This window comes from Janthinobacterium salmonicoloratum (genome assembly GCF_051380845.1).
GTDB classification, from domain to species: Bacteria; Pseudomonadota; Gammaproteobacteria; order Burkholderiales; family Burkholderiaceae_D; genus Janthinobacterium; species Janthinobacterium lividum_F.
This window is the reverse complement of record NZ_JBNYXV010000001.1, coordinates 604,321-630,256: the sequence shown is the minus strand read 5'-3', so window position 1 is coordinate 630,256 and position 25,936 is coordinate 604,321. Positions and strand designations below refer to the sequence as shown.

Genomic DNA, 25,936 nt, shown 5'->3' with positions numbered 1-25,936 from the left:
TGCTTTACACGCCAGACGCCGACAATCAGGGCTGATCGCCACGAAAGGAAAGCCCGATGAAATACCTGAGTATCGCCGTATCCCTGTTGCTGTTGTCCGCCTGCAGCATGCCGCTGCTGGCGCTGGCCCAGCAAGAATCTGCACCGGACGGCCCGCTAGCGCGCGCCATGGAAGGGCCGCCGCCCGGCTTTGGCCACGCGTCAGGCTTGCCGCCGTTCCTGCATGGCATCGACTTGAGTGAAGCGCAGCAAGACAAGGTTTTCGCCGCCACCTACGCCCAGGCGCCCTTGCTGCGGGAACAGGAAAAGATTGCCTTCAAGGCCCATGCGCAGCTGCGCGCGCTGGCCGGATCCAGCGCCTATGACGATGCGAAGGCCAGCGCGCTGGCGAACACGGCGGCGCAAGCCATGGCGACAATCAGCTTGCAGCAGGCGCGGCTGGAGCAGCAATTGCTGGCCGTGCTGACGCCGGAACAGCGCAAGCAGGCGGAGCAGCGGCGCGACAGCCGCCCCGGCCCGCGCGGCGCCCAATAAGCACAGGAGATTAACCATGAGCATCAGTGCCTTGAGTTCGACCAGCGCCACCAGCCAGCTGAGTGCGTTCAGCCGCCTGGACGGCAGCGACAGTTCCAGCAGTACCAGCAGTGTGGGCGGCACGCGACCGCCAAAGCCTGACGATGGCGCGTTCCTCGACGCCATTAGCAGCGCCCTGTCATCGATCGGCGTGTCAGTGGACGCAAGCGATGGCGGCAGCGATACGGCCACGTCTGAAAGTGGCGCCAGCAGCGACGTAGGCCAAGCGCTGGGCGCCTTCCTGCACCAGCTGATGGGCAGCCTGCGTGCGCAGAGCGGCAGCAGCGCCGGCGGGCAAGAGGAGGGCGCCGAACCGCCTTCGGGGCCGCCGCCCGGCGGTGGCGCGCGCGCTGGCGGTCCCGGCAATATCGAGTCCGACTTGCAAAGCCTGCTGCAAAAACTCTCCGCGTCCAGCAGCGACAGTAGCAGCAGCGACGGCACGGACAGCAGCGTGACGGACTTGCAGTCCAGCTTTGCCAGCCTGCTCAGCGCGCTGGGCGGCGATGCGGGGAGCACGAGCACCAGCAGCAGTAGCAAATTGAGCAGCTTCTTGCAGGCGCTGTCGGGCAGCCTGGGCGCGGCGAGTGCGGGCGGCAACTTGTCCGCCAGCGGCAACCTGGTCAATACAACGGCCTGAACCATGGCACGCAAGCTCGCCCTGGCCGCCAGGAAGGCGCTCTCGCGACATGCGACACAGGCGCTGTACCTGTGCGCCAGCCTGAGCCCCGCCTTGGCGGGCTTGCCCCACTTGATGGAGTATGCATGGACTTACATGATCACGGCCTGGCATCCGACCTCGAAATGATGCGGCGACAGGCGGCTGAGCGGCGGCAAGTCCTGCGCTGGCTGCTGGCCGGCGCCGCCACCGTGCCGTTGATGAGTTGCGGTGGCGGGTCGGACGCCAGCAGCACCGCCGCGAGCAGCGGCGCCAGCACCGGCACATCCGGTACGGCTACGGACGCGACGCCGGCCACGGGCGCCTGCACGGTGATCCCCGAAGAAACGGGCGGGCCGTATCCGGCCGATGGCACGAATACGAATGGCGGCAGCATCATCAACGTGCTGAACCAGTCGGGCGTCGTGCGCAGCGATATCCGCGCCAGTTTTAATGGCGCCACTGGCGTGGCGGCAGGCGTGCCGCTCACTATCAAGTTGCAGTTGCTCAACGCCAGCGGCAGCTGCGCCAGCCTGGCCGGCTACGCCGTTTATCTATGGCATTGCGACCGCGAAGGCCTGTATTCGCTGTATTCGAGCGGCGTGACGGCACAAAATTATTTGCGCGGCGTGCAGGAAACGGACAGCGCTGGCAACGTCGGCTTCACGACCATCTTTCCCGGCTGCTACGCGGGACGCATGCCGCACGTACACTTCGAGGTCTATCCCAGCCTGGCCAAGGCGGCCAGCGCCGCGAACCGCCTCAAGACGTCGCAGTTCACCTTCCCGATGGCAACGTTAAACGAGGCCTACACAGCCAGCGGCTACACGGCCAGCGTGCGCAACCTGGCGCAGATCAGCTATGCCACCGACAATGTCTTCCGCGACGGCACCAGCCTGCAGATGGCCACGGTGACGGGTAATGCCACCGATGGTTATGTGGTGACCTTGACGGTGGCCGTGAACGGTTAGCTTGCCGTCATGAAACCCAGGTCGCGCCGGTTGAAGTTGCCGATATTCGGGAACACGTCGGCCAGCTGGCTGTCGGCCACGCCGAACCACTTGGCCAGCGTGGCGCCGTATTGGTCGACGGAGGTGGTCGGGAGCAGGGCGCCGGAACCCACGTCCAGCGCATGGCCCAGGCCCGTGACGGGGAAGGTGCCGTAGATGTCGCGGCCCTTCACGGCGCCGCCCACGACAAAGTGGTGCGCACCCCAGCCGTGATCCGTGCCGTCGCCATTGCTGCTGAAGGTGCGGCCGAAGTCCGATGCCGTGAACGTCGTCACCTGGCGCCGTACGTCGGCGCCCTGCAGGGCCGCCAGGGTTGTGTCGAAGTACGCGAGCGCATGGGCCAGGCGGGCCATCAGGTCGCCATGCAGTTCCTTTTGGCGGTCATGCGTGTCGAAACTGCCCAGGGTTACATAAAACACTTGCCGTTTCGCCCCCAGGGGGCCGCGCCCGCCGATGATGCGCGCCACCGTTTGCAATTGCACGGCCAGCTGGTTGACGCCGGACGCGCCCGTGTTCGGGTTGACGTAGGGCGGGGGATTGGGCACGCCGCCCGCGCCGGCTGCCAGCATGGCGCCGCTGAGGATGCTCTGGCTGGAAATGGCGCGCTGCGCGACTGCCACGTGTTCCTGTTCGATCAGGTCGCTGCCCGCATCGTTGATGATGGCTTGCAGTGCGCTCGCGCCGCCCGTGCTGCCATACAGGTTGCCGCTCAGGCCGCGGATAGGCACAGCGCCTGCCTGGCCCACCTGGAACTGGCGCACCTGGCGCCCGCTGAGGAAGACGGTGTTGCCCGCGGCGGAAATGGCCGTGAACATGGCATTCGTATTGAGCGAGCCGGCCACGTCGGCCACCCGGCCGCCCCAGCCCACGCTGGCCCCTTCCGGCGAACCCGATTGCCACGTCGATTGCTGGTCGTTGTGCGAGAACAGCTTGGGTGGCAAGGCCACGCTGCCCGCCTTGTACTGCGCCAGGGTGGCGGGCTGGATCAGGGTGCCCACATTGGCCACGATGGCGGCGCGGCCATTGTCGAACAGGTCTTTCAGCGGCGCCAGCTGGGGATGCAGGGCGAAGGTACGGCCCGTTTGCACGGTAGCGGGCACGACTGGCAAGACGCCGCCCGTCTCGCCCACGCCGGGCAGATGGATGGAATCGGCGCCGCCCGTGTTGCGCAGGCGCGAGTATTCATTCCATGACGTGGGATCGGTGGCCAGCACCGTGTTGAAGGCGTCGTTGCCGCCTGCCATGAACAGGCAGACCATGGCCTTGTAGTCGTCGGCCGATTGCGCGGCGGCGTTGCCCATGGCGGCCAGGTTCATGGCGAAGGGGGTGGCCGTGGTGCCGGCCAGGCTCAGCATGGAACCGAGGAAGCGGCGCCGGGAAAATGGGAAGTTTTGCATGTGATCGCTCTTATTTTTGTACCAGGTAGGCCGGCGAGGCCATGGTCAGGAAAATGGCCAGCTTGACGCGGCGGGCCTGGGCGGTGGCTACCTGTGTGGCATTGCTGGCCGTGGCTGCGGGGATGCTGACACCGTTGACGGCGGTCAGGATTTGGCCGCGCAGCCTGGCGGGCATGCTGCCATGCATCAGGAGCAGGTCGACGCGGTCGAGCAGGGCGCCCGTGTCGCTGGCCAGCGCCAGTTCACGCGTGTAGTCGGGCTTGACTTCATTGCCCTCGCCCACACCGCTATTGATGGCTTCCTGCATGAAGTTCAGGTAGCCCGTCACCGACGGTTCAGCCGTGATTTGCAGTTCCGGCGCCACCAGGCCCGCGCTGGCAAGGGCGGAGTTGGGCGGCGTATAGGCGGGGCGGAAAAAACTGAATACGGAAGACGGATTCAAGGGACTCTGGCCCAGGCCGCTCAAAGGGTCGTCGAGGTAATAGAGGCTGTAGCTGCCGCCGGCCGGCTTGGCGTTGAAGGCACGCATCCAGCCAGCCAGGCGCAGCAGTGGCTCGCGCAGCTTGCCTGTGCGCAAAGTGGTGCCGCTTGGGGCCAGCGCCTCCGGGTCGAGCAGCACGGCACGAATCACGGCTTGCATGTCGCCGCGCACGCCACTGCCATTGTTGGCAAACGAGGCGGCCACGCGGCCCACGTAGGCGGGGCTGGGATTGCTGCTGACCAGGCGCTGGATCAGCTGGCGGGCAAAGAACGGTCCCGTATTGGGATGATTGAACAGGGTATCGAGCGCCAGTTTCAGGTCGGCCTGGCCGCTGCTGGCGCCGGAGATGCTCTGGCCCAGGAAACGCTTGTCGCCGCTGGAATGATAGGTCGCGTAGTTCTGCATCGGCTTCCAGTCGCGGTCGGGATCGGTCGTCTCGCCATAGAAGCGCGTGGCGCTCTGGTCCGGGCCGGCCCAGCTCCAGCCCGTAAAGACGCGAGCCAGGCCCGCCACGTCGTCGCGCGTGTAGGTGTCGATGGGCTTGCCACCGGACAGTTTCAGGCTGCCGTCCGGATTCAGCTGGTACAAGCCGATGGTAAACAGTTGCATCACTTCGCGGGCGAAGTTTTCATCGGGCGTGCGCGTCGCCGATTCCTTCTGGTTGCGCAGGTGGGACAGGTACAGTCCCATCATCGGATGCAGGGCCACGCCTTGCAGCAGGTCGCGGAAGTTGCCAAAAGCATGCTGGCCCAGCATGTCGTAGTAACTGGCCACGCCACGCACCTGCGGCCGCACGGACTCATTCTGCATGGAAATAACGAAAATCTCGGACAGGGCAAAGGCCATGCGCTGGCGCAATTGATCCTCGCCGCGGATACCCTGCTGCCAGAAGGTTTCATACACCCCCGTAAAACCCACTTGTTGCCCGCCGGCGGCCTGCGCTGCCAGCATGGCGTCGATATATTTTCGATGCAAGGTTTGCGGCTTGGAAAACTGCGCGCGGAACCAGGCGTCGCTATCGCTGGCGGCCAGCGCGTCGATGGCCGCCATGTCCGGTCCGAACGTGGCGCGGCCCAGGAAGCGCGACGCTTCCTGGCGCGTAAAGGTCGCTGTCTGGCCGGCCGGGGGCGTGGTCAGGGGTGGTGGCGGAATGGTGTCGCCAGGCGCGGCCGTACCGGGGGCTTGCGGATCGCCGGGGGCGGTGGTCGCTGGCGGCACGACCGAGACGTCCGGATTCTGGGTGGAGCCGGTCTTGCTGTCGCCGCCACCGCCGCAGGCGGTAAGCAGGCTGAACAAGGTAATGGCCAGCAAACGGCGCAAAGTAGGGTCAGTCATTTAGTTTCTTTCAGGCAATCAATTCTGGCCCGTTAATTGTAGGGCTTGCTAACCAAAATCCTGTTTTCAATTAACTATTTGCGTGTTGGCTACGTTTGTTTTTGCGATGCGTTTACATGGTGTTGATGGTGTTTTCGGCGCGGTAGCGCGAAGTTTATTTTTTAGAAATGAAAAATATTTTTTCCCGGTCACGGGGACTGTGGCGGATAGGCGACGTAATCATTCCTGGAAATTAAGCTTGAGTTAAAGATCATCTTGACAACGAAACCCGCTACGCGGGAACCGATGGTTTTTACGTCATCGGAGAAACGCCGTTCGCCTGTCTTTCAGCGGAGCGCGCGGCGGCCTGAAATGAAAAACGCCGCCTGATTTACATCAGGCGGCGTCCGTGACCGCGGTTCAAGGAAGGGCGATGTTTTTAGACGTTTTCGTCCAGTTTCACACAGTCAACAAAATAGCCACGCTTGCCATCGACTTCGCGTTTCACGAGACCATGCACATCCGTCTCGAAGCCGGGGAAGCGCTCGTTGAAGTCGCGCGCGAAGCGCAGGTAGTCGACGATGGTTTTGTTGAAGCGCTCGCCCGGGATCAGCAGCGGAATACCCGGTGGATACGGCGTCAGCAGGATGGACGTGATGCGGCCTTCCAGTTCGTCGATGGCCACGCGCTCGATTTCGCGGTGCGCCATCTTGGCGAACGCGTCCGACGGCTTCATGGCCGGGATCATGTCCGACAGGTACATTTCCGTCGTCAAACGGGCCACGTCGTAGGCCTTGTAGAAATCGTGGATTTGCTGGCACAGGTCGCGCAAGCCCATTTTTTCGTAGCGTGGATTGGCCGCCGCGAATTCCGGCAGGATGCGCCACATCGGCTGGTTCTTGTCGTAGTCGTCCTTGAATTGCTGCAATGCCGTCAGCAGGGTATTCCAGCGGCCCTTGGTGATGCCGATGGTAAACATGATGAAGAACGAGTACAGGCCGCATTTTTCAATGATGACGCCGTGTTCGGCCAGGTACTTGGTGACGATGGACGCGGGGATGCCCGTGTCGCCGAACTGGCCGTCCAGCGACAGGCCCGGGTTGACGATGGTCGCTTTGATCGGGTCGAGCATATTGAAGCCGGGAGCCAGGTCGCCGAAGCCGTGCCAGTCATCTTCGGCGCGTATCATCCAGTCTTCTTGCTGGCCCATGCCTTCGTCGTTGAAGCTGGCCGGACCCCATACCTGGAACCACCAGTCCTGGCCCCATTCCTGGTCGATCTTCTTCATGGCGCGGCGGAAATCGAGCGCTTCCATGATCGATTCTTCCACCAGGGCCGTACCGCCCGGCGCTTCCATCATGGCCGCGGCCACGTCGCAGGAGGCGATGATCGAGTATTGCGGCGAGGTCGAGGTGTGCATCAGGTAAGCCTCGTTGAAGGCGTCCTGGTCCAGTTTGACCGTATCCGATTCGCGCACGAGGATTTGCGAGGCCTGCGACAGGCCGGCCAGCAATTTGTGCGTGGACTGGGTCGAGAAGATCATCGATTCCTTGGCGCGCGGACGGTCCTTGCCGATGGCGTGCATATTCTTGTAGAAATCGTGGAAGGTGGCGTGCGGCAGCCATGCTTCATCGAAGTGCAGGGTGTCGATCTTGCCGTCCAGCATTTCACGCAAGGTTTCCACGTTGTAAATCACGCCATCGTAGGTCGATTGCGTGATCGTCAGGATGCGTGGTTTCTTGTTCTTCGCTTCGCGCGCGAACGGATTCGCCTCGATCTTGCGGGCAATGCTTTCCGGCGTGAATTCATGCAGCGGAATGGGACCGATGATGCCCAGGTGATTGCGTGTCGGCATCAGGAACACGGGAATGGCGCCGCACATGATGATCGAATGCAAGATCGACTTGTGGCAGTTGCGGTCGACGACGACGATGTCGCCTGGCGCCACGGTCGAGTGCCACACCATCTTGTTCGAGGTCGACGTGCCGTTGGTGACGAAATAGCAATGGTCGGCATTGAAGATGCGCGCCGCATTGCGCTCCGACGCGGCGACAGGACCCGTATGGTCGAGCAGCTGGCCCAGTTCCTCGACGGCGTTGCAGACGTCGGCGCGCAGCATGTTTTCACCGAAGAACTGGTGGAACATCTGGCCGATCGGCGACTTCAGGAACGCCACGCCGCCCGAGTGGCCGGGGCAATGCCACGAGTAGGAGCCGTCGTTGGCGTAGTGCACCAGCGCGCGGAAGAACGGTGGCGACAGGCCATCGAGGTAGGATTTCGCTTCGCGGATGATGTGGCGCGCGACGAATTCCGGTGTATCTTCGAACATGTGGATGAAACCATGCAGTTCGCGCAGGATATCGTTGGGGATGTGGCGCGAAGTGCGCGTTTCGCCATACAGATAAATAGGGATGTCGGCGTTCTTGTAGCGGATTTCCTCGACGAAAGCGCGCAGCGATTTCAAGGCGTGATCGGTTTCCTCGATGGAACCGGCGCCGAATTCTTCATCGTCGATCGACAGCACGAAGGCTGACGCGCGCGATTGTTGCTGGGCAAATTGCGACAAATCGCCGTAGCTGGTCACGCCCAGCACTTCCATGCCTTCTTTTTCCATTGCGGCGGCAAGGGCGCGAATGCCCAGGCCGGACGTATTTTCAGAACGGAAATCCTCGTCAATGATGACGATGGGGAAACGAAATTTCATGCATGTCTCCAAAAAAGCAAGCCGCCCCTGACATAATGAAGGGGCGGACTAGGGCGCGACTTCAGGCGGTGGTACAACCCGGCAGCCGCAGAAAAAAAATAAGAACGGGATTCTCGCAGAAATGCGGCGTCTGCGGGAAAAAAATATCGCAGCTAAGCGTCACACGCTTGCGCTAGCGTGACGCAAAGGTGTGACAGGGGTATTACAGCAACATTCTGGCTATCAATATCACCTTATCAGGCTTTGCGTTGCAGCGTGACAAAGGCGTAAGGCAGGCCGGATTTCTCCGAAACATGCGCCTCGCGCGCGGTTTCTTGCCACACAGCATGGTCAACGGCGGGGAAAAAGGCGTCGCAGTCAAACGTCTGGCCGATTTCCGTGATGATCAAGCGCTGCGCCAGGGCCAGTGATTGCTTGTAGATTTCGGCGCCGCCGATGACATAGCCTTCGGCGCCGTCCAGCAGGGCGATGGCCGCTTCCACCGACGACACCGCTTCCACGCCCTCATGGCGCCAGTCCGGATTGCGCGTGATGACGATGTTGCGGCGGTTCGGCAGCGGACGGCCGATGGAATCGAAGGTCTTGCGGCCCATGAGGATGGGGTGGCCCGTCGTCAGGCGCTTGAAATGCGCGAGGTCTTCCGGCAATTTCCACGGCAGGGTGTTGTCGATGCCGATGCCGCCTTGCTGGTCGGTGGCGACGATGATGGTCAAATGGCTCATTGGTTCTGTGAAAAAGGTGGGGGCGAGGCCCGATGCCCGTCATTATCGTTGAAATTGCCGGCAGCCTCCAGATGCGCACGCATGGCTTGCGCCAGCGCGTCCGGTGCCTCCAGCGGTATCATGTGGCCCGTGTTGTCTTTTAATAAGTGCAGGGTGGCTTGCGGCAGGCGTGCGGCCATGGCGCGCAGATCGTCGGGATCGACGAGCTTGTCGTCTTCGGCGCCCACGATCAGCACGGGAAAATCGAGCTCCGGCAAGCGCGCCATCAGGTCGGGACGGGCGATGGTGGTGATGAATTGGGCCAGCAGTACGTCCTTGCCCAGGTCCAGGCCCATCTGCTGTATCAGTCCCGTGATGGCGATATCGCCCAGGTGCGATGGATGCAGCAGTTCGCGCAGGCGCTGGCGCGTGATGCCCGCATAGGCATTGCGCTCGAGCATGGCGACGATGCGCTGGCGCGCGCTAATTTCCGCCGGCAGCAAACCTTTGGCGGAATTGGCGATCAAAGTGAGGGACTTCACGCGCCGCGGGTGCGCCAGCGCGTGTTCGAGCGCCAGGTAGGCGCCCAGCGAAAAACCCACCAGATGGGTTTGCGGCGCGCTGTGGCTGGCGATTATCTGCTGCATCTGCAGGCGCGTGCGCGCCTGGTGCAGGGGCACGTGCTGTAGCTGAAAGGCGCCGCCCAGGGCAGGCGCCAGGCGCGACCACAGGCGCTCGTCGCACAGGGTGCCAGGAATAAAGTCGAGTCGTATCTTGGTATTGGTCAAGGACAAACCTGGATGAGGGTGAAAATTCTTATCGAGCGGCATTATCCGTCATTTTGCGCATCCGGGCAGTGGCACCGTCTCCCCGTATGGCATTATTTTCAATAGTGCGCGGTTGGCAAGCGGGAACTTTATGGTAGGCTCATGGCTCATCAAGCCGGCGTGCCGGCGACGTGACCTGAAACACCGAATGCAACCCCCACATTAAAGAGGAATTACCATGGCGATCAGTTTGCAAAAAGGCGGCAATGTCAACCTGAGCAAGGAAGCTCCTGGCTTGAAGAAAATCGTGATTGGCCTGGGCTGGGACCCGCGCGCCACCGATGGCGCCGCATTTGACCTGGACGGCAGCGCCTTCCTGCTGAAAACGGATGGCAAGGCCCGTTCCGATGCCGATTTTATTTTTTATAACAACCTGAAGTCGGCGGATGGCTCCATCGTCCACGCAGGCGACAACACCACGGGTGGCGGCGATGGCGATGACGAGAAAGTTGCCGTCGACCTGGCCAACGTGCCTGCCGACATCGACAAGATCGCCGTGGCCGTCACCATCCACGATGCGGAAAACCGCAAGCAAAACTTCGGCATGGTTGGCAAGGCCTATATCCGCTGCCTGAACGGCGACAATGGCGCGGAAATCGCCCGCTACGACCTGTCGGAAGACGGCTCTACGGAAGCGGCCATGATCTTCGGCGAAATCTACCGTGCCGGCAGCGAATGGAAATTCAAGGCAATCGGCCAAGGTTTCAAGGGCGGCCTGGGTCCTCTGGCCCGTTCTTTTGGTATTAATGCTTAAAAAGCATGTTGACGCCTGAAAGGGCGTACCTTTGCCGGGCGGCCACGCTGCCCGGTTTTGCTTCTCTTTTGCACCTCCCTCTTATCTACCTGACTCCATGGAAAACCTGATCAAGGGGCAGCGCCTGGCGCTGTCCGGCCTCGTCACGGGCAATATTGTGCAACTGGGGCTCGCCAGCGCCGGCGTGCCGCTGGATTTTGCCTGTTTCGGCCTCGATGCCAACGGCAAACTGTCCGACGACCGCTACATGACTTTCTTCAACCAGCCGCGCACGCCGTGCGGCGGCGTGGAAGCCTCGGCGCCGTCCGGTGATGCGGCCGGGTTCAGCTATCAGCTCGACCGCTTGCCTGCCGCCATCGAGCGCCTGGTCGTCACGGCCGCCATCGATGGCGCGACCACGATGGCGCAGTTGCGCAGCGGCTGTCTGCGCCTGCTCGACGGCGGGCGCGAGCTGGCCCGCTACACGTACGCGGGCGCTGATTTTGCGCAAGAAAAAGCCGTCATGCTGGGCGAGTTCTACCGCAAGGACGGGGGCTGGCGCTTCATGGCCGTGGGCCAGGGTTTCAATGGCGGCCTGGACGCGCTGGTCGCCCATTTCGGCGGCGAAGTGGCGCACGCGGCCCCCGAAGCTGTGGCACCCAAGATTTCCCTGTCGAAAATCTCGCTGACCAAGGCGGGCCAGACGCACAAGGTGTCGCTGGAAAAGGGCGCGGGCGCGCCGAGCAAGCTCACCGTCAAGGCTACCTGGGTCGATAACGGCGATGGCGACGACGATAACGACGACCTCGATTTAAGAGTCGGTATCCTCTTGCCGAATGGCCAGATGCGCTTTATCCAGGCGCCCGATACGCCCGGCAACTTTGACGTCATGCCCTTCGTGCGCCATCTGGGCGACGTGGCGGGCGCATCGGGCAAAGAGCCGGCCACGGAAACGGTGGAAGTCAATCCCGCGCTGGCGCAACATTACGGCGGCACGGTGGGCCTCGTCTTCAGCGTGTATTCGGCGGTGGCCAACGGCGCCGTGTCGGTCGCTTCCATGCGGCCGAAAATGGTCATGCAATATGGTCAGCAGATCGTCGAGTGCGCGTTCGACTTCCGCCTGTCCAAGGCGGCCGAGGACGATTCCGTCTACACCTATGTGATCGGCATGGCGCGCATCACGCCGGACAGCATCATTCTGGAGCCTTCGGGCAAGACATCGGAGCCCGGCAGCGAAGCGACGCCGTGGCTGAGCTGGCAGGGCGAGAACCTGCAACTGGCCTTTAACGGTCCCGTCGTCTTCAAGGGCGAGGACAAGGAAGATGAAGATGATTTCAATGCGGACAATCCGCGCCGCTATATCGCCTAGGAGAGACGGATGGAAACCTTGAACAAGGGTCAGCGCTTGCCGCTGGCCAATCTCGTTCCCGATGGCGTGCTGCAGATCGGCGTGGCCGCGCAGGGGCTGGCGCTCGACGTCGCCTGTTTCGGCCTCGACGCCCAGGGCAAACTGTCCGACGAGCGCTACATGACCTTTTTCAACCAGCCGCGCACGCCGTGCGGCGGCGTGGAAGCGCGTGTCGGCAGCGGTGGCGACATGGCCGAGTTTGCCTTGCAACTGGCGCGCTTGCCGGCCAATATCGACCGCCTCGTCGTGACGGCGTCCATCGATGGCGGCGGCGTGATGTCGCAGTTGCAAGCTGGCCACGTGCGCCTGCAGGCGGGCGGGCGCGAACTGGCCCGCTTTGCCTTTGCCGGTAGTGATTTCGCACAGGAAAAAGCCGTCATGCTGGCCGAGCTGTACCGCAAGGATGGCGGCTGGCGCTGCATGGCCGTGGGACAAGGTTTCAATGGGGGACTCGACGCGCTGGTGCGCCACTTCGGCGGTGAAGTCGACCAGGCCGCGCCGGCCGCTCCGGCGGCTTCGGCCGTCATGCAGGCGAAGATCAACCTGGAAAAGCGCGTTGAACGCGAAGCACCGCAACTGGTCAGCCTGGTCAAGCAGGCGGGCGTGTCCCTGCAAAAAGTGGGCTTATCCGACCACCGCGCCAAGGTCTGTTTATGCCTGGACATTTCCGGCTCCATGGGGCGGCTGTATAAAGAGGGGCTGGTGCAGCGCTTTGCCGAACGCATCCTGGCTTTGGGCTGCAAGTTCGACGACGATGGCGAGATCGATGTTTTCCTGTTCGGCAAGAACGTCCACCATCCGGCGCCCATGGCCTTGAGCAACTGCAATAGCTACGTGGGCCAGGCCATACAGCGCCATCCGCTGGAAGGCGATACGCGCTATGGTGCCGCCATGCAAGCGATCCGCGCGTTTTACTTCCCCGACGCGGCTGGCGGCGAGCGCACGCTGCCCGTCACGGCGGAATTACCCGTGTACGTCATGTTCGTCACCGATGGCGGCACCAGCGACCAGGCGACGACGGAGAAGCAATTGCGCTGGGCCAGCAATGAGCCGATTTTCTGGCAATTCATGGGCATCGGCAAGGGACGCAAGTCGAAAAGCAAGTTCCTCGCCGCCTTTGCCGATTCCGACTTCCCGTTTCTGGAAAAGCTCGACGAATTGCAGGGACGCCTGGTGGACAACGCCAATTACTTTTCCGTCAGCTCGCCCGATGAGCACAGCGATGCGGAACTGTATGATTTATTGATGACGGAATATCCGGGCTGGCTGAAACTGGCGCGCGGCAAGGGCTTGCTGAGCTAGCGTAAAGGTAGCGCAAAGGTCATCGGATGAGGCTGTACGATCACAAGTGCAAGAGATTTGTAAATTGAAGTAAATAACAATGGTTCGCATTTGCTTTGATCAATGGAGTCGTGGCATGCTTTCACTGTGCCCTGACATGTGCCCTCACGCCGCGGCGTAGTGCCTCATCCGTAGCGTCTCCATTATTTTTTAGCCAAATGCATAAACTCTTTTTTCATTGCCTGGCGGGTAGCAGCCTGCTGCTCGCCAGCGCCGCTGTCCAGGCGCAAACTGTCACCGGCGATACTGCCGTCAAGCCGGCGCCGGCCAAGGCGCCCGCCGTCGATGCGCCGCCATCCGTCAGCGTCACGGCCGAACGTCCCACGGGCCGCATCGACCGGCAAGTCTACGACGTCAAGTCCGACGTGGGCAGCAGCAATGGCACGGCGGCCGATGCCTTGAACAATGTGCCGTCGGTGGCCGTCGATCCCGATGGTTCTGTGTCCTTGCGCGGCAGCAGCAATGTGCAGATATTGATCGATGGCAAGCCATCGGCCATGCTGCAGGGCGATTCGCGCGGCGCTACGTTGAACGCCATGGCGGCCGACGATATCGAATCCGTGGAAGTGATCAACAATCCTGGCGCCCAGTTCGGCAACGAAGCCGGTGGCGGCCCCATCCTGAACCTGGTGATGCGGCGCAACCGCAAGCCGGGCGGCTTTGCCACCGTCAACGCAAATGCTGGCATCGCGGGACGCTACAACAGTTCCGTGTCAGGCACTTATAATGAAGGGCCTTGGGGCTATCAGGGCGGCATCAATGTGCGCCACGATGGCCGCAATTCCGTGGGCGAGGTCAGTCGCGAGCGCCTGGAACGCGACACTGGTGCTTTCGCCCCCAGCAGCCAGCAGTCCAGCAACAATGGTTTGAATGACTCGCTGGGCTTGCACGGAACCGTCAATTACAACCTGAACGCCAACGACACTCTGGCCGCCAGCGTGTCGTATAACGGACGCAGCAACGACCAGCGCTCGCTCGACCGCTATATCAACGGCGACAGCACGGGCAGCACCATCGGCGACTACGTGCGCAGCACCGTGCGCAATGGCGACAGCCGCAATTACAGCTGGGGCGCGCGCTACGACCACAAAGGCGAGTTGCCGGGCGAAACCCTCAAAATTGACTTGCGCGTGTCCTCGTCGACCAACGAGAGCGACAGCGATTACGCCAACACCTACACGGTGGCGCCCGTGAATGCCTTCGACAGCCGCGCGCGCCAGCACAGCGAGACGGGCAACCGCATCGTCGACTTCAGCGGCGACTACGAGCGTCCGCTGGCGGGCGGCACGGCCAAGCTTGGCTACAAGGTGGCCGATAACAAGAGCAGTTTCGACACCCTGTACACGGACATCAATCCGGGTAGCCTGGCGGAAACTGTCAATCCCATGCGCAGCAACCGTTTCGAACTCGACGAGCGCACCATCGCGCTGTATGGCTCCTACCAGATGCGTCTGACCGAGCGCTGGGGCGCGCTGGCTGGCTTGCGCGCCGAATACACGGACTTGAACGTGCGCCAGATCACGGGCGGCATCGAGGCGAGCAACAATTACGTCAACTACATTCCCAGCTTGTTTGCCACCTACAAGGTCAGTGACGAGAGCAATGTGCGCTTCAGCTACGCGCACCGCATCCGCCGCCCGAATGCGGGCGACCTGAATCCGTACGTGGTCTACCGCGACGAGTTCAATGTGTCAGCCGGCAATCCCAAACTGAAGCCCACGCAGACGGACTCGTTCGAGATTGGTTATGAAACGAAGATCGCGGGCCTGGAAAGCAGCTTGCGCGCCTATCACCGGCGCGACACGGACGCCATCGTCGATTACCGTTACTTCATCAGCGATAATGTGCTGCTGACCACGCGGGAAAACGGCGAAGGCAGCCATTCGAGCGGCCTGGAGTTCAGCGTCAGCGGCAAGTTGACGCCATCCCTGACCCTGAACACGAGCGGCAATCTGGCGCGCAGCCAGCAAACCAGCTCGGATGACCTGGGCAACCGCAGCACGCGCACGGCGAATGCCCTGAGCGGCCGTGCGCGCTTGAACTACCAGTTCGATGCGGCGAACCAGCTGCAACTTGCCCTGCAAATGCAAGGCAAGATGCTGTCGGGACAGGGCTACCGCTCGCCGAACAATACTTTGAATGTGAGCTGGCGCCACACGGTGACGCCGCAGTTGAGCCTGGTCATGAATGTGACCGATGTGTTCAGCAGCAACAAGATGGAAACCGTCATCAACAGCGCTTCTCTGCGCGAGACGAGTACGCGGCGCTTCGATGGCCGCATGATTTATGTGGGGCTGTCGTACCGCCTCGGCGGCGCCACCTCGGCGGCGAAAGAGGGCGAACGGGAACCGCGCTTCGGTCCGCCGGGCGGACGCGGGCCAGGCGGACCCGGCCCGGGCGGACCGGGCGGCGAAGCAGGCTAGGCCGCCCGCGCGATTTCGTGCAGGAAGTCGATGAAATCGTCCGTATGGAGCTCGAAACGCCATCCGCCCGTGCCATGTTCGGCGCGGTACACGGGCAAGTCACCGTCGATGCTTCTTTCTTCCAGGTGCACGCAGTACGGGGCGCCGCCCGCATCGGCAATCACCACGAGCTTCGACTGCCAGCTCGCGATGTTGTGATGGTGCACGGCATGGACGGAGTAGCCGTGCTGGGCCTTCACCAGCTGCGCCGCGCCGTACAGATGCAGGCCCACGGGGAAGCGCTTGCCGTCGACATGCACGCGCAACGGCGAATACCATTGCAGGAAGCGGCGGTATATCTCCGGCAAGACCCAGTGCGCGTCGATCTCGGCCATGTCCTCGGCGCTGGCGACCGTCAGCCAGTTCGACGGTTGCGCCAGGTCCTGTTCGCGCTGGCGCCGCAGCGCCAGTTTTCGCTCCAGCAAGGCGGCTGCTATTTCCAGGCGCGACAGCGGCTTGACCAGCGTCTTATGCGTGGCGGGCGCCTTGTAGCCTGCACCGTCAGGGTAGCCGTCCGCTTGCCAGGCAAGCACGGCGTCCAGCCGTAGCTGCTCTGCCTTCCAGTGGCCGGGATCGGACGGCAAGCCCTGGTCAAACGGCTGGCGGCTGAATACGGCCAGGCTCTTGATTGCCTTGGCGCGCACTTCCAGACTGGTGGTGCCGGACGTTGCCAGCGCCACCAGGGGAGCATACGCATCGACACCTGTACTTTTCAGCAAGCCATCCACGGCCCAGTACGCCAGTGTGGGCTGCTCCAATGCCCAGGCGAAAAAGGCCGCATGTTTGCTGCCTTCCACCAGATGCACGATATCGCTCATCAAAAAGGAGCGCCAGTGCAGCAGTTGCCCATCGCGCGCATACGCCATCAGGATATCGAGCACGGCCAGCCGCTCGTCGACGGCATGCTTTTTCAACAGGCGTTCTTTCAGCCGGGCGAACTTGCTGCCATCCGTTTCGTCAAACAGCTTGCGGTGCAGGGCTGCCAGCGGTGAGACCGCCATCAGACGGCCATCGCGGCCTTGATGGGCGCATGGTGTTCGTAGCCTTCCAGCGAGAAATCCGACGGCTCGATCCTTTCCAGCCATTCCGGCTCGTACTTGCCCGTCTTGGCGTAGTCGGGCACGCGGTCGGAAATGACGAAACGGGGCGCCGGGAACGGCGTGCGCTTCAGCTGTTCTTCCACCATGTCGAGGTGATTTTCATAGATGTGCGCGTCGCCGATGAAATAGGTGAACCAGCGTGGCGTGTAGCCCGTCAGGCGCGCCACCAGGTGCAGCAGGGCCGCGCCTTCGGCGATGTTGAAGGGCGTGCCCAGGCCGATATCGTTGCTGCGCACATATAAACACAGGGAAATTTCGCGTGTGCTGGCATTCGGGATGAACTGGTACAGCAAATGGCAGGCGGGCAGGGCGACGGCGTCCAGCACGGCAGGGTTCCAGCCGTGGAACAGGATGCGCCGGCTGCCAGGGTTATTCATGATGGTGTCCAGGCATTCACGCAACTGGTCGACGGCCTTGTACAGCAGCACTTTTTGCACGCCGTCTTCGACGATGGGGGCAACCAGCGTAAAACCGTTCGCTTGTGCGTCGGCAATTTGCGCCGGCTGGTCGGCGGCCAGCAGTTTATACGCAGGCCATTGACGCCACTGCACGCCATACACGGGGCCGAGGTCGTCTTCGCCTTCGCGGTAAGGGTTGGCCAGCCATTGCGCGTTTTCATTGGCGTTCTGGTCCCACACCTTGCAGCCCAGCGCGCGGAATTCGGCCGCGTTGCGTGAAGCGCGCAGGAAGGCGCATAATTCGCCGATCACGGATTTGAAAGCCAGTTTCTTGGTTGTCACGGCAGGGAAGTTGCCGTTGGCCAAGTCGAAACGCATCATGGCGCCCGGCACGCTCAGGGTGCGGATGCCTGTGCGGTTGTCTTGCCAGCTGCCTGTTTCGAGCACGGTCTTGATCAAATCTTGATATTGCTGCATGTATTTCTCCAACGGTAAGGATGGCAATTGTAACGCAGGCGCGACAGGCGGGCTGCGGCCCACACACATAATTACGCTGCTGCCTTACCTGCAAACATGACTCTGTGGTAATTTGTGTGTCCTTGAAGAAATACACAGAAACGGCAGATGCTGCACCATGTTCTTGCGACAATTTGTAAATAATAATAACGCCGCCGTGGTGGAGATGAGCAGGGCCGATTTTCTCAAGGCCAACCTGCGCCTGATCCTGGCCTGGCCCCTGCTGGGACTGATCCTGTGCGCCGTGCTGTGGACGGCCACCTTGCTGCAACTGGAGGCGGAAAAGAAGGTGGCGCAGCAGCAGGCGCTCGACAGCGTGTCTTCGCTGTCGAAAGCATATGGACAGTATCTGCTGCGCACCCTGGAGCAGATGGACCAGCTGACCTTGCAGCTCAAGTATGAGTGGGAAAATTCGCACGGCCATTTGCGTCTCGACCAATTGAAGACGCAGGGGATGTATGCCTTGCCGCAATTTGCCATCGTCGCCATTCTCGACCGCAAGGGCCATCCCGTGACAGCCACGGCGCCGCTGCAGCGCCTGCGGGTCAACGAGCGCAGCGATTTCCTGCTGCGCCATTGGCGCAGCAATTCCAGTGCGCTGCGCATCGCGCTGGGGAGGGCGAATGCGGCCAATGCAGCCAGCGAGGCCACGGCGCCGGGCGCCGATGAGAGCCTCGTGCATTTCACGCGCCGGCTGGAAGACATCGATGGTAATTTTGACGGCGTGCTGCTCATCTCCATCCATTCCAGCTATTTTTCCGAATTCTACAACAGCGTCAGTTTCGGCAAGTTCGGCATGTCGGCCATGGTGGGCGAGGAGGGCGAGCTGTTCAGCACGCGCCTCGGCTCGCGCGTGCTGCCGACACAGAGCGGTGAAGGCACGCCGTTTCTCGATACCAGCTTCCTGGAATCGGAGAGCGGCGCCCTGCATTCGGGCGGCAGGATCGCTTTTTCCGACAAGCAAAGCCGCTATGTGGGCTGGCAGGCCTTGAAAGCCTATCCGTTTACGGCCGTGGTCGGACTGTCGGATGGCGAAATGCTGCACCCCTACGAGGAAACGCGCACCATTTATATCGGCATCGCCCTGGCCGTCACCGTGCTGCTGCTGGCCTTTGCCGCCGTCGCCACCGTGCTGTCGTTGCGCCTGGCGTGGCGCCACCACCAGTCCGAAGGCGTGCGGAATGCCTACCGCATGGCTACCGAAGGCACGAGCGACGGCTTTTACATCATTGCCGCCCTGCGCGGCGAGGATGGCAGCATTCTCGATTTCGAGATCGTCGACTGCAACGAGCCGGGCGCCGGCTACTTCGGCGTGCGCCGCGAACAGCTGCTGGGCATGCGCTTGCAGTCGCGTGCCCACGAGCCGTATTTCCGCGACCTGATTCATAATTACCGGGCCGCCATGCAGTCAGGCTTTTCCGAGGAAGAGATCGAATTGCCGGAAGGTAACCCCTTCAAGCTGCGCTGGATACGCCGGCGCCTGGTGCGCAGTGGCGATCGTCTGGCCGTCACCCTGCAAGACATCAGCACGGCCAAGGAGCACGAGCGCGACTTGCGCCGCCTGGCCAATGAAGATGGCTTGACGGGCTTGCCCAACCGTTACTGGCTGCAGCAATTCCTGCCCGGCGCCCTGGGCCGCGCCGCCATCGCGCGGCAGATGCTGGCGCTGCTGTTCATCGATCTTGACGGCTTCAAGGATATCAATGACACCCAGGGCCACGCCGAGGGCGACAAGGTGCTGCGCGCCGCCTCGCTGCGCCTGAAGGCCGTGTTGCGGCCGGGCGACCACGTGGTGCGCCTTGGCGGCGACGAATTCGTCGTGGTGCTCGACCCCGTGGAGGACGATAGTCGCGCCGAACAGGTGGCGCAGCGCATCGCCATCGCCTTCGACGAACCGTTTTACCTGGGCACCGAGCGCCACAAGATGGGCGCCTCGATCGGCATCAGCCTGTATCCGCGCGATGGGGCCGAGACGGAAGTGCTGCTGAAGAACGCCGATATCGCCATGTACGCTGTGAAGGTGGCAGGCAAAGGCCATCACCGCTTTTTCCAGCCGGAATTGTTCGAAACCATCCGCAACCGCCGCGAACTCGAGCAAAGCCTGGTGGCGGCGCTGGAGCAGGACCAGTTTCTCGTCGTCTACCAGCCGCGCGTCGACGCCATGAGCGGGCAGCTGTGCAGCATGGAAGCGCTGGTGCGCTGGCACCATCCGCAGCACGGCATGGTGCCGCCGCTGGAATTCATTCCCGTGGCCGAAAGCAGCGGCCTGATTTCGCAGCTGGGCGAAGTTGTCATCGAGAAGGTGTGCCTGCAGATGGCGCGCTGGCAGGCCAGCGGACTGGAACTGGTGCCCGTGTCCATCAACGTCTCGGCGCGCCAGTTCGGCCGTGGTGATGTGCACCAGGTGCTGGCGTCGGCGCTGACGCGCCACCGCATCGATGCGCGGCTGATCGAGGTGGAAATCACGGAATCGGCCATGATGGATGAACAGAACCGCGCCGTGGAGCAGTTGTCTGCCATCCGCGCGCTGGGCGTGCGCCTGCTGGTCGACGATTTCGGCACCGGCTATTCCTCGCTGTCGCAGCTGCAGAAGTTCGCCATGGATGGCTTGAAGATCGACCGCGCCTTCACCATGGAGCTGGGCCGCTCGGAGCAGGGCGAAGTGTTCGTGCGTGCCATCCTGTCGATGGCGCATGCGCTGGGCATGAGCGTGGTGGCCGAAGGGGTGGAGACGCGCGAGCAGCTCGACATCCTGCGCGCCCTGCAATGCAACGAGGTGCAGGGCTATTTCATCTCGCGCCCCGTGCCCGCCGAACAGATGCTGTCGCTGATGCATCAACGCTTTCTGATACCACTTCCAGCCCCTGCGCCGGCATCGTAGAACGTCGCGATAGGCGAGGAAAACAACGCTGTTTCATAAAAAGAGCGAACGTTCGCTTTTTTCTAAAAAATATTATATGCTTCGCTCATGCCGTCAGTGAATTGGAGTTCACGGCGGCAAGAAAAGTGCAAGACGGGGCAGCTTGAGATGCCCACGATAGTGTGCCGAAGACAATTTCATATAATAAAGAGAGACTAACTTGAAACATAAATATCTGCCCCTTCTGATCGTTGCCGCTTTCGCCGGCATTTCCTCCACCGCACAAGCATCGGGCTACCGTTTCGGCTCGCAAAGCGTTTCCGCCCAGGGCACGGCCGATGCCAGCGGCGCCGAAGCGGGCGACGCGTCGACCATTTTCTACAACCCGGCCGGCCTGTCGCGCCTGGAAGGCACGCAGTTCGTTGGCGGCGGCACTTTGGTGGTACCGCATTCGACATTCCAGGATAAGAACTCCGTCAATTTCAGGAACAAGCTCACAGGTGGCACGACCAAGGATTACGCGCCAGATGCGGTCTTTGCGCCAGCCCTGTACGCCAGCAAGAAGATCAATGACCAATGGACCGTCGGCATGGGTCTGTTCGTACCTTACGGTGCCAAGCTTGACTATGGCAACAGCTGGAGCGGCCGCTATGCTATCACCAATATCAAGCTCGAAGCCATCGCCCTGAATCCTTCCGTATCGTTCAAGCTGGACCAGCACCACTCATTCGGTTTCGGAGTGACGGCCGAATACATGAAGGCGGAACTGGGGCAGGCAGTGGACGTGCCAGGTTCGGTCTCTTTCTTGCAGCAATATGCGCCAGCCGCATCGACCGCTTTTCTTACGAATATCCTCAAGACCCAAGGCGTGGATGCATTTAATGCTGCCAGAACTGCACTGGGTACAGCCAAAGATGGCCACGCCTCGATGGATGGCGACGATTGGGGTTTCGGCTTCAACCTGGGCTACCTGTACCAGATGAATGAAGGTACGCGTTTCGGTATTTCCTACCGTTCGTCGATTTCGCACAAGCTGAAAGGCGACACGATCTGGGACTTCTCGCAAGTGTCGAACAACGCCGCCGTGAATGGCTTCATCGGCGCCGCATCGGGCAAGGTCAACTCCAAGGCGTTAGTCGAACTGCGTACGCCGGAAACCGTATCGATCAACGCCTTCCACCAGATGGATGATCGGTGGGCCTTGATGGGCGATGTCACCTGGACCCGCACTTCGCGCCTGCAGAACCTGGACATCCAGTTCCCGCCGACGGCCGAAGGCGCCGAGCGCATTCGCCAGAACTGGAAAGATACTTACCGCGTCTCGCTGGGCACCAACTACAAGTATAGCGAAAACCTGCTGCTGCGCGCCGGTATCGCCCATGACCAGGCGCCGGTACGCAGCGCCGAACTGCGTCATCCAGCCCTGCCGGACAGCGACCGCATGCAGTACTCGATCGGCGCGAACTGGAAGCTGAATGCCAATTCCTCGCTCGACCTGGCCTACAGCTTCATCGACTTCAAGGATGCGGAAGTGAACTACACTAATAAATGCGGTCCAGTGCCACCGTTGTCCACTGGCTGCACCGGCAACGGTGAAACCACCAAGGGCCTGTTCAAGACCCGCATGCAGTTGATCGGTCTCGCTTATAACTACAAGTTCTAAGCAGGTAGTGGCGGCCAACCAGGCCGCCATGAAATGAAAAAAGCGCCTTCGGGCGCTTTTTTTTGGGTGTCATAATTGTGGTGGTGTCGGGTTGCGCTACGCTAATCCGACCTGCGCCGATTACTGCCTGGCGCGCATGGCCTGATCCAGCAGGGTCAAGGCCAGCCGGACGGTGTCGTCGGGCATTTCCAGCAACTGATCTCCCACATACCATTCCACCACGCTGTGCCCGGGGAGCACTGCGTGGCTGGCGCGGCCAAACAGCCAGATGCCGTGCTCTTCGGCCATTTGCTTACGGATGGCGAGGGCCCGTTCGCGCGAGACGGGCAAGTGCAGGTGCAGCATGTTCGCTTGCGGGCTGGCGGGATTGACGGCAATCGATGGAAAGTCGCGCAGCACTGCGTACAGCCACTGCGTGCGGGCAAAATACTGCGGCATGGCGGCGATGCGCGCGTCGAACTGCATGGCGGCGGCTACCACGTACGGCGTGCGGTGCACGATATTGCCGCCCTGGCGGCGGAACCATTCGCGCGCCCGTTCGACGAACGATCGGCTGCCGGCCAGCATGGCGCCACCGAGGCCGCCGATGCCCTTGTACAGCGAGACATAGACGGAGTCAAAGCCGTCGCAGATGGCGGGCAGGGGCTGGCCAAAACCCGCTTGCGCTTCCCACAGGCGCGCGCCATCCATGTGCAGATGAATGTTGTGGTCGCGGCAGTGCTGCTTGATCTGGCTCAAGTCTTCCCAGGAAGGGCACTGGCCGCCGATTTCGCGCATCGGCAGTTCGACCTGCACGGCGCCCAGCGCATCGGGCACGGCGCGCAAATCGTCCACCGACCACGGACGGTGCGGGTCGCCGATCATCAAGCCCTTGAAGTGCTCGAGCAATTCGTGGTTGCCCCGTTCGTGGCGCAGGATGTGCGAAGTGGGATGCAGCGCGACCAGCGGCGAGCCGCGGTCCTGGCACGCCAGGCGCAGGGCGGTCACCTGCGTCATGGTGCCCGTGATGCAGAACACGGCCGCTTCGAAGCCGAGCAGGCTGGCGATCTTGTTCTCGAACTGTTCGATCAGCGCGCCTTCGCCATAGGTGTCGTGCGCGATGTCGTTGGCATCGCACCAGGCGGCCATGGCGGCGAAGGTGGCGCCTGGCGTGGGCTGGCGGTGGCCCGGCAGGACGGTATGGCAGCGCTGGCGCAGTTCGAGGTCGGTCAAGGTAGTTCTTCCTTAAAGGGTGGCAGTGGCCAGTTTCGCGCCAAAGCCGATGAACATGGCGCCCACGCCGCCGCCCATGCCGGCGGACAGGCGACGACGGCGGCGGAAGGTGTCGGCCAGACGGGCACCGACAAAGATGATGGCCGTCAGGTAGGTAAAGCTGATCACCTGGCAGATCAGGCCCAGGCCGATGAAGGACAGTACCGGGTTCGGGAAGGCCGGGTCGACGAACTGGATGAAGAAGGAAATGAAGAACAAGATGGCTTTCGGATTCATCAGGCTGATGATCAGCGCCTTGCGGAACGGGTCGCTTTCCTTGACGGGGCTTGGTACCGCAGGCGTTTCGCCGTCGGCCGGCGCAGGCGCGCGCAGCTTGCGCCAGCAGCCTATCAGCATCTGCAAGCCGATCCAGCCCAGGTAAGCTGCGCCTATGTATTTCACCACATAGAACAGGGCCGGGCTGGCTTTCAGCAGGGAGGCCACGCCGCAGGCCGACAGCACCATCAATATCAGGTCGCCGGCGAAGATGCCGAAGGCTCCCTGGTAGGCGGGCCGCACGCCGCGCTGGGCGGCAACCGACAGCACATACATGGAATTGGGGCCGGGCAGGATGACGATGAAGATCGTCCCCAGTAAAAAGGTCCAGAAATCGGTGATACCCAGGTTGGCGTGGAATAAGGCGTTCATGGCGAGTCGTGTTTAGTTGAGTTGTACGTGATGGAATTGCAGGGCGGCCAAATTGGCGTAAATACCGCCCAGGGCAACGAGCGAGGCATGCGTGCCCGTCTCGACGATCTTGCCATCTTCCATGACGATGATGCGGTCGGCCCGCTGGACGGTCGCCAAGCGGTGCGCGATGATGACGGTGGTGCGGCCGACCATGGCCGCTTCCAGCGCCTTTTGCACCAGGCGTTCCGATTCCGCATCCAGCGCGCTGGTCGCTTCATCAAGCAGCAGCAGCGGCGGGTTTTTCAGCAGGGCGCGGGCGATGGCGATGCGCTGGCGCTGGCCGCCGGACAGGCGCACACCGCGTTCGCCGAGGAAGGATTTATAGCCGTTCGGCAGGCGTTCGATGAATTCGTGGGCGGCCGCCATCTTCGCGGCCGCGATGACTTCCTCGTCGCTGGCGCCGGCGCGGCCGTAGCGGATGTTTTCCATGGCGTCGGCCGAGAAGATCACGGTATCCTGCGGCACGATGCCGATGGCGTCGCGCAGGGTGTGCAGGTCGAGCTGTTTGATGTCCACGCCGTCGAGGCGGATGCTGCCGCTTTGCGGGTCATAAAAACGCAGGAACAGCTGGAACAGGGTGGTCTTGCCGGCGCCGGAAGGGCCTACGACGGCCACCGTTTCGCCGGCGCGGATGTCGAGGCTGACATGGTCCAGCGCGTGGGTGTCGGGGCGCGACGGGTACGAGAACATGACATCGTCCAGGGATAGCGCGGCGCCAGTCGCGGCGCGCGCGGGCAGCGGCAGCGGCGTGGCCGGCGATTCGATTTCCGATTTGACGGCCATCAGTTCCAGCAGGCGCTCGGTGGCGCCGGCGGCACGTTGCGCTTCGCCCATCACTTCGGACAGGGCGCCGATGGCGCCGGCCACGATGGATGCGTACAGGATGAACTGGCCTAAATCTCCACCCGTCATCGAGCCTTCCAGCACGGCGCGCGCGCCCAGCCACAGCACGAACACGATGGTGCCGAAGACCAGCAGGATGGCGATCATGGTGAGCAAGGCGCGGGCGCGGATGCGGCGCATGGCCGTCATGAAAGCGCCTTCGACGGAGTCGCCAAAGCGCTTCGATTCGATTTTCTCGTGCGTAAACGCCTGCACGGTGGGCATGGCGTTGAGGATTTCGCCGGCCATGGCCGAGGCGTCGGCGATGCGGTCTTGCGAATCGCGCGACAGCTTGCGCACGCGGCGGCCAAACACGATGATGGGCACGACGACGAGGATCAAGAGGCCGATGATGATGCCGGCCAGCTTGGCGCTGGTGACGAACAGCATCACCAGGCCGCCCAGGAACAGCAGCACATTGCGCAGCGCCATGGAGATGCTGGTGCCGACCACGGCCTGTATCAAGGTCGTGTCGGTGGTGATGCGCGACAGGACTTCGCCCGTCTGCGTGGTTTCAAAGAATGCGGGACTTTGCGTGACGACGTGGCGGTACACGGCGCTGCGGATGTCGGCCGTGACGCGCTCGCCCAGCCACGACACCGTGTAAAAGCGCGCGGCCGTGGCCAGCGCCAGGATGGACGCCACGCCGAACAGGGCGAGGAACACCAGGTCGACGTGCTGGATGCTCTTGGAGCCGGCCGCCCCGCCGAAACCGAGGTCGATCATCTGTTTGAAGGCGGCAGGAATGGCCAGGGTCGAGGCGGCGGCCACCACCAGCGCGATACCGGCCAGGAAGAACTGTTTGCGGTACGGCGTCAAAAAAGGCATCAAGCCCTTGAAGGCGGCCAGGCTGCCTTTTTTCAGTTCGCGGCTGGTGCCGGTGTCAAGAGTTGGTGTAACGGTTGCTGTACTGGTGCTGCCTGTTTCTGTGCTGGTTGTCATTGTTTTTCGCTTTGATTTACATATTCGAT

At 62.2% G+C, this 25,936-nt stretch carries 20 protein-coding genes; 10 read left to right on the top strand and 10 right to left on the bottom strand.

Annotated elements, in window-relative coordinates:
• The first annotated feature begins 56 nt into the window (after positions 1-56).
• The 4 genes from ACQ4WY_RS02935 to ACQ4WY_RS02920 are packed head-to-tail and all read left to right on the top strand — an operon-like array spanning position 57 to position 2,198.
• Positions 57-533 carry a Spy/CpxP family protein refolding chaperone gene (locus ACQ4WY_RS02935; protein ID WP_436502748.1) on the top strand — a complete coding sequence of 159 codons (477 nt, stop codon included), beginning with the start codon at positions 57-59 and terminating at the stop codon, positions 531-533.
• A 16-nt stretch (positions 534-549) separates the two neighbouring features.
• Positions 550-1,209: a hypothetical protein gene (locus ACQ4WY_RS02930; protein ID WP_436502747.1), complete on the top strand. Its 660-nt coding sequence runs from the start codon at positions 550-552 to the stop codon at positions 1,207-1,209.
• Between the two features lie 3 nt (positions 1,210-1,212).
• Positions 1,213-1,377, top strand: a complete 165-nt coding sequence (locus tag ACQ4WY_RS02925; protein ID WP_436502746.1) for a hypothetical protein — start codon at positions 1,213-1,215, stop codon at positions 1,375-1,377.
• Positions 1,335-2,198 carry a dioxygenase family protein gene (locus ACQ4WY_RS02920; RefSeq protein WP_436502745.1) on the top strand — a complete coding sequence of 288 codons (864 nt, stop codon included), beginning with the start codon at positions 1,335-1,337 and terminating at the stop codon, positions 2,196-2,198. Before ACQ4WY_RS02925 ends, ACQ4WY_RS02920 begins: the two co-directional genes overlap by 43 nt.
• Here ACQ4WY_RS02920 and ACQ4WY_RS02915 read toward each other — a convergent pair.
• The 5 genes from ACQ4WY_RS02915 to ACQ4WY_RS02895 form a co-directional block, all read right to left on the bottom strand.
• Positions 2,195-3,634: a DUF1501 domain-containing protein gene (locus ACQ4WY_RS02915; RefSeq protein WP_436502744.1), complete on the bottom strand. Its 1,440-nt coding sequence runs from the start codon at positions 3,632-3,634 to the stop codon at positions 2,195-2,197. The genes ACQ4WY_RS02920 and ACQ4WY_RS02915 overlap by 4 nt on opposite strands.
• A 10-nt stretch (positions 3,635-3,644) precedes the next feature.
• Positions 3,645-5,450 (bottom strand): DUF1800 domain-containing protein, encoded by a 1,806-nt coding sequence (locus ACQ4WY_RS02910; protein WP_436502743.1) that lies wholly within the window; start codon positions 5,448-5,450, stop codon positions 3,645-3,647.
• Between the two features lie 418 nt (positions 5,451-5,868).
• Positions 5,869-8,133, bottom strand: coding sequence for an arginine/lysine/ornithine decarboxylase (locus ACQ4WY_RS02905; protein ID WP_035819521.1), 2,265 nt, complete (start codon positions 8,131-8,133; stop codon positions 5,869-5,871).
• Between the two features lie 236 nt (positions 8,134-8,369).
• Positions 8,370-8,855: a dihydrofolate reductase gene (locus tag ACQ4WY_RS02900; RefSeq protein ID WP_436502742.1), complete on the bottom strand. Its 486-nt coding sequence runs from the start codon at positions 8,853-8,855 to the stop codon at positions 8,370-8,372.
• On the bottom strand, positions 8,852-9,622 hold the full coding sequence (locus tag ACQ4WY_RS02895) for an alpha/beta fold hydrolase (RefSeq protein ID WP_436502741.1): 771 nt from the start codon (positions 9,620-9,622) through the stop codon (positions 8,852-8,854). The genes ACQ4WY_RS02900 and ACQ4WY_RS02895 overlap by 4 nt, the downstream gene beginning before the upstream one ends.
• A 217-nt stretch (positions 9,623-9,839) precedes the next feature.
• Here ACQ4WY_RS02895 and ACQ4WY_RS02890 point away from each other — a divergent pair, with 217 nt between their 5' ends.
• The 4 genes from ACQ4WY_RS02890 to ACQ4WY_RS02875 all read left to right on the top strand — a co-directional run bounded on the left by ACQ4WY_RS02890 (position 9,840) and on the right by ACQ4WY_RS02875 (position 15,566).
• Positions 9,840-10,415 carry a TerD family protein gene (locus ACQ4WY_RS02890; protein ID WP_034784423.1) on the top strand — a complete coding sequence of 192 codons (576 nt, stop codon included), beginning with the start codon at positions 9,840-9,842 and terminating at the stop codon, positions 10,413-10,415.
• Positions 10,416-10,512: 97 nt separating this feature from the next.
• Positions 10,513-11,763: a TerD family protein gene (locus ACQ4WY_RS02885; RefSeq protein WP_436502740.1), complete on the top strand. Its 1,251-nt coding sequence runs from the start codon at positions 10,513-10,515 to the stop codon at positions 11,761-11,763.
• 9 nt (positions 11,764-11,772) lie between these two features.
• Positions 11,773-13,104 carry a VWA domain-containing protein gene (locus ACQ4WY_RS02880; protein WP_436502739.1) on the top strand — a complete coding sequence of 444 codons (1,332 nt, stop codon included), beginning with the start codon at positions 11,773-11,775 and terminating at the stop codon, positions 13,102-13,104.
• Between the two features lie 197 nt (positions 13,105-13,301).
• Complete coding sequence (locus ACQ4WY_RS02875; protein WP_436502738.1) at positions 13,302-15,566, top strand: TonB-dependent receptor domain-containing protein; 2,265 nt, start codon at positions 13,302-13,304, stop codon at positions 15,564-15,566.
• Here the strand turns inward: ACQ4WY_RS02875 and ACQ4WY_RS02870 are convergent.
• Positions 15,563-16,606, bottom strand: a complete 1,044-nt coding sequence (locus ACQ4WY_RS02870; RefSeq protein WP_436502737.1) for an SMI1/KNR4 family protein — start codon at positions 16,604-16,606, stop codon at positions 15,563-15,565. The genes ACQ4WY_RS02875 and ACQ4WY_RS02870 overlap by 4 nt on opposite strands.
• Positions 16,606-17,580 carry a thymidylate synthase gene (locus ACQ4WY_RS02865; protein ID WP_436502736.1) on the bottom strand — a complete coding sequence of 325 codons (975 nt, stop codon included), beginning with the start codon at positions 17,578-17,580 and terminating at the stop codon, positions 16,606-16,608. Before ACQ4WY_RS02865 ends, ACQ4WY_RS02870 begins: the two co-directional genes overlap by 1 nt.
• Positions 17,581-17,737: 157 nt before the next feature.
• Between ACQ4WY_RS02865 and ACQ4WY_RS02860 the strand changes: the two genes are divergently transcribed.
• Both ACQ4WY_RS02860 and ACQ4WY_RS02855 read left to right on the top strand, forming a co-directional pair.
• Positions 17,738-20,500 carry a bifunctional diguanylate cyclase/phosphodiesterase gene (locus ACQ4WY_RS02860; RefSeq protein ID WP_436502735.1) on the top strand — a complete coding sequence of 921 codons (2,763 nt, stop codon included), beginning with the start codon at positions 17,738-17,740 and terminating at the stop codon, positions 20,498-20,500.
• Positions 20,501-20,699: 199 nt separating this feature from the next.
• Complete coding sequence (locus tag ACQ4WY_RS02855) at positions 20,700-22,142, top strand: OmpP1/FadL family transporter (RefSeq protein WP_436502734.1); 1,443 nt, start codon at positions 20,700-20,702, stop codon at positions 22,140-22,142.
• A gap of 120 nt (positions 22,143-22,262) precedes the next feature.
• Here the strand turns inward: ACQ4WY_RS02855 and ACQ4WY_RS02850 are convergent, their stop codons facing one another.
• From ACQ4WY_RS02850 to ACQ4WY_RS02840, 3 genes are read right to left on the bottom strand one after another with little or no spacing between them, the layout of a single operon-like run.
• The gene (locus ACQ4WY_RS02850) at positions 22,263-23,354 is read right to left on the bottom strand and encodes a threonine aldolase family protein (RefSeq protein WP_436502733.1); all 1,092 of its coding nucleotides are present in this window, start codon (positions 23,352-23,354) and stop codon (positions 22,263-22,265) included.
• Between the two features lie 12 nt (positions 23,355-23,366).
• Positions 23,367-24,041: a leucine efflux protein LeuE gene (gene leuE / locus ACQ4WY_RS02845; protein ID WP_436502732.1), complete on the bottom strand. Its 675-nt coding sequence runs from the start codon at positions 24,039-24,041 to the stop codon at positions 23,367-23,369.
• A gap of 12 nt (positions 24,042-24,053) precedes the next feature.
• Positions 24,054-25,907: an ABC transporter transmembrane domain-containing protein gene (locus ACQ4WY_RS02840; RefSeq protein ID WP_436502731.1), complete on the bottom strand. Its 1,854-nt coding sequence runs from the start codon at positions 25,905-25,907 to the stop codon at positions 24,054-24,056.
• Positions 25,908-25,936: the final 29 nt, after the last annotated feature.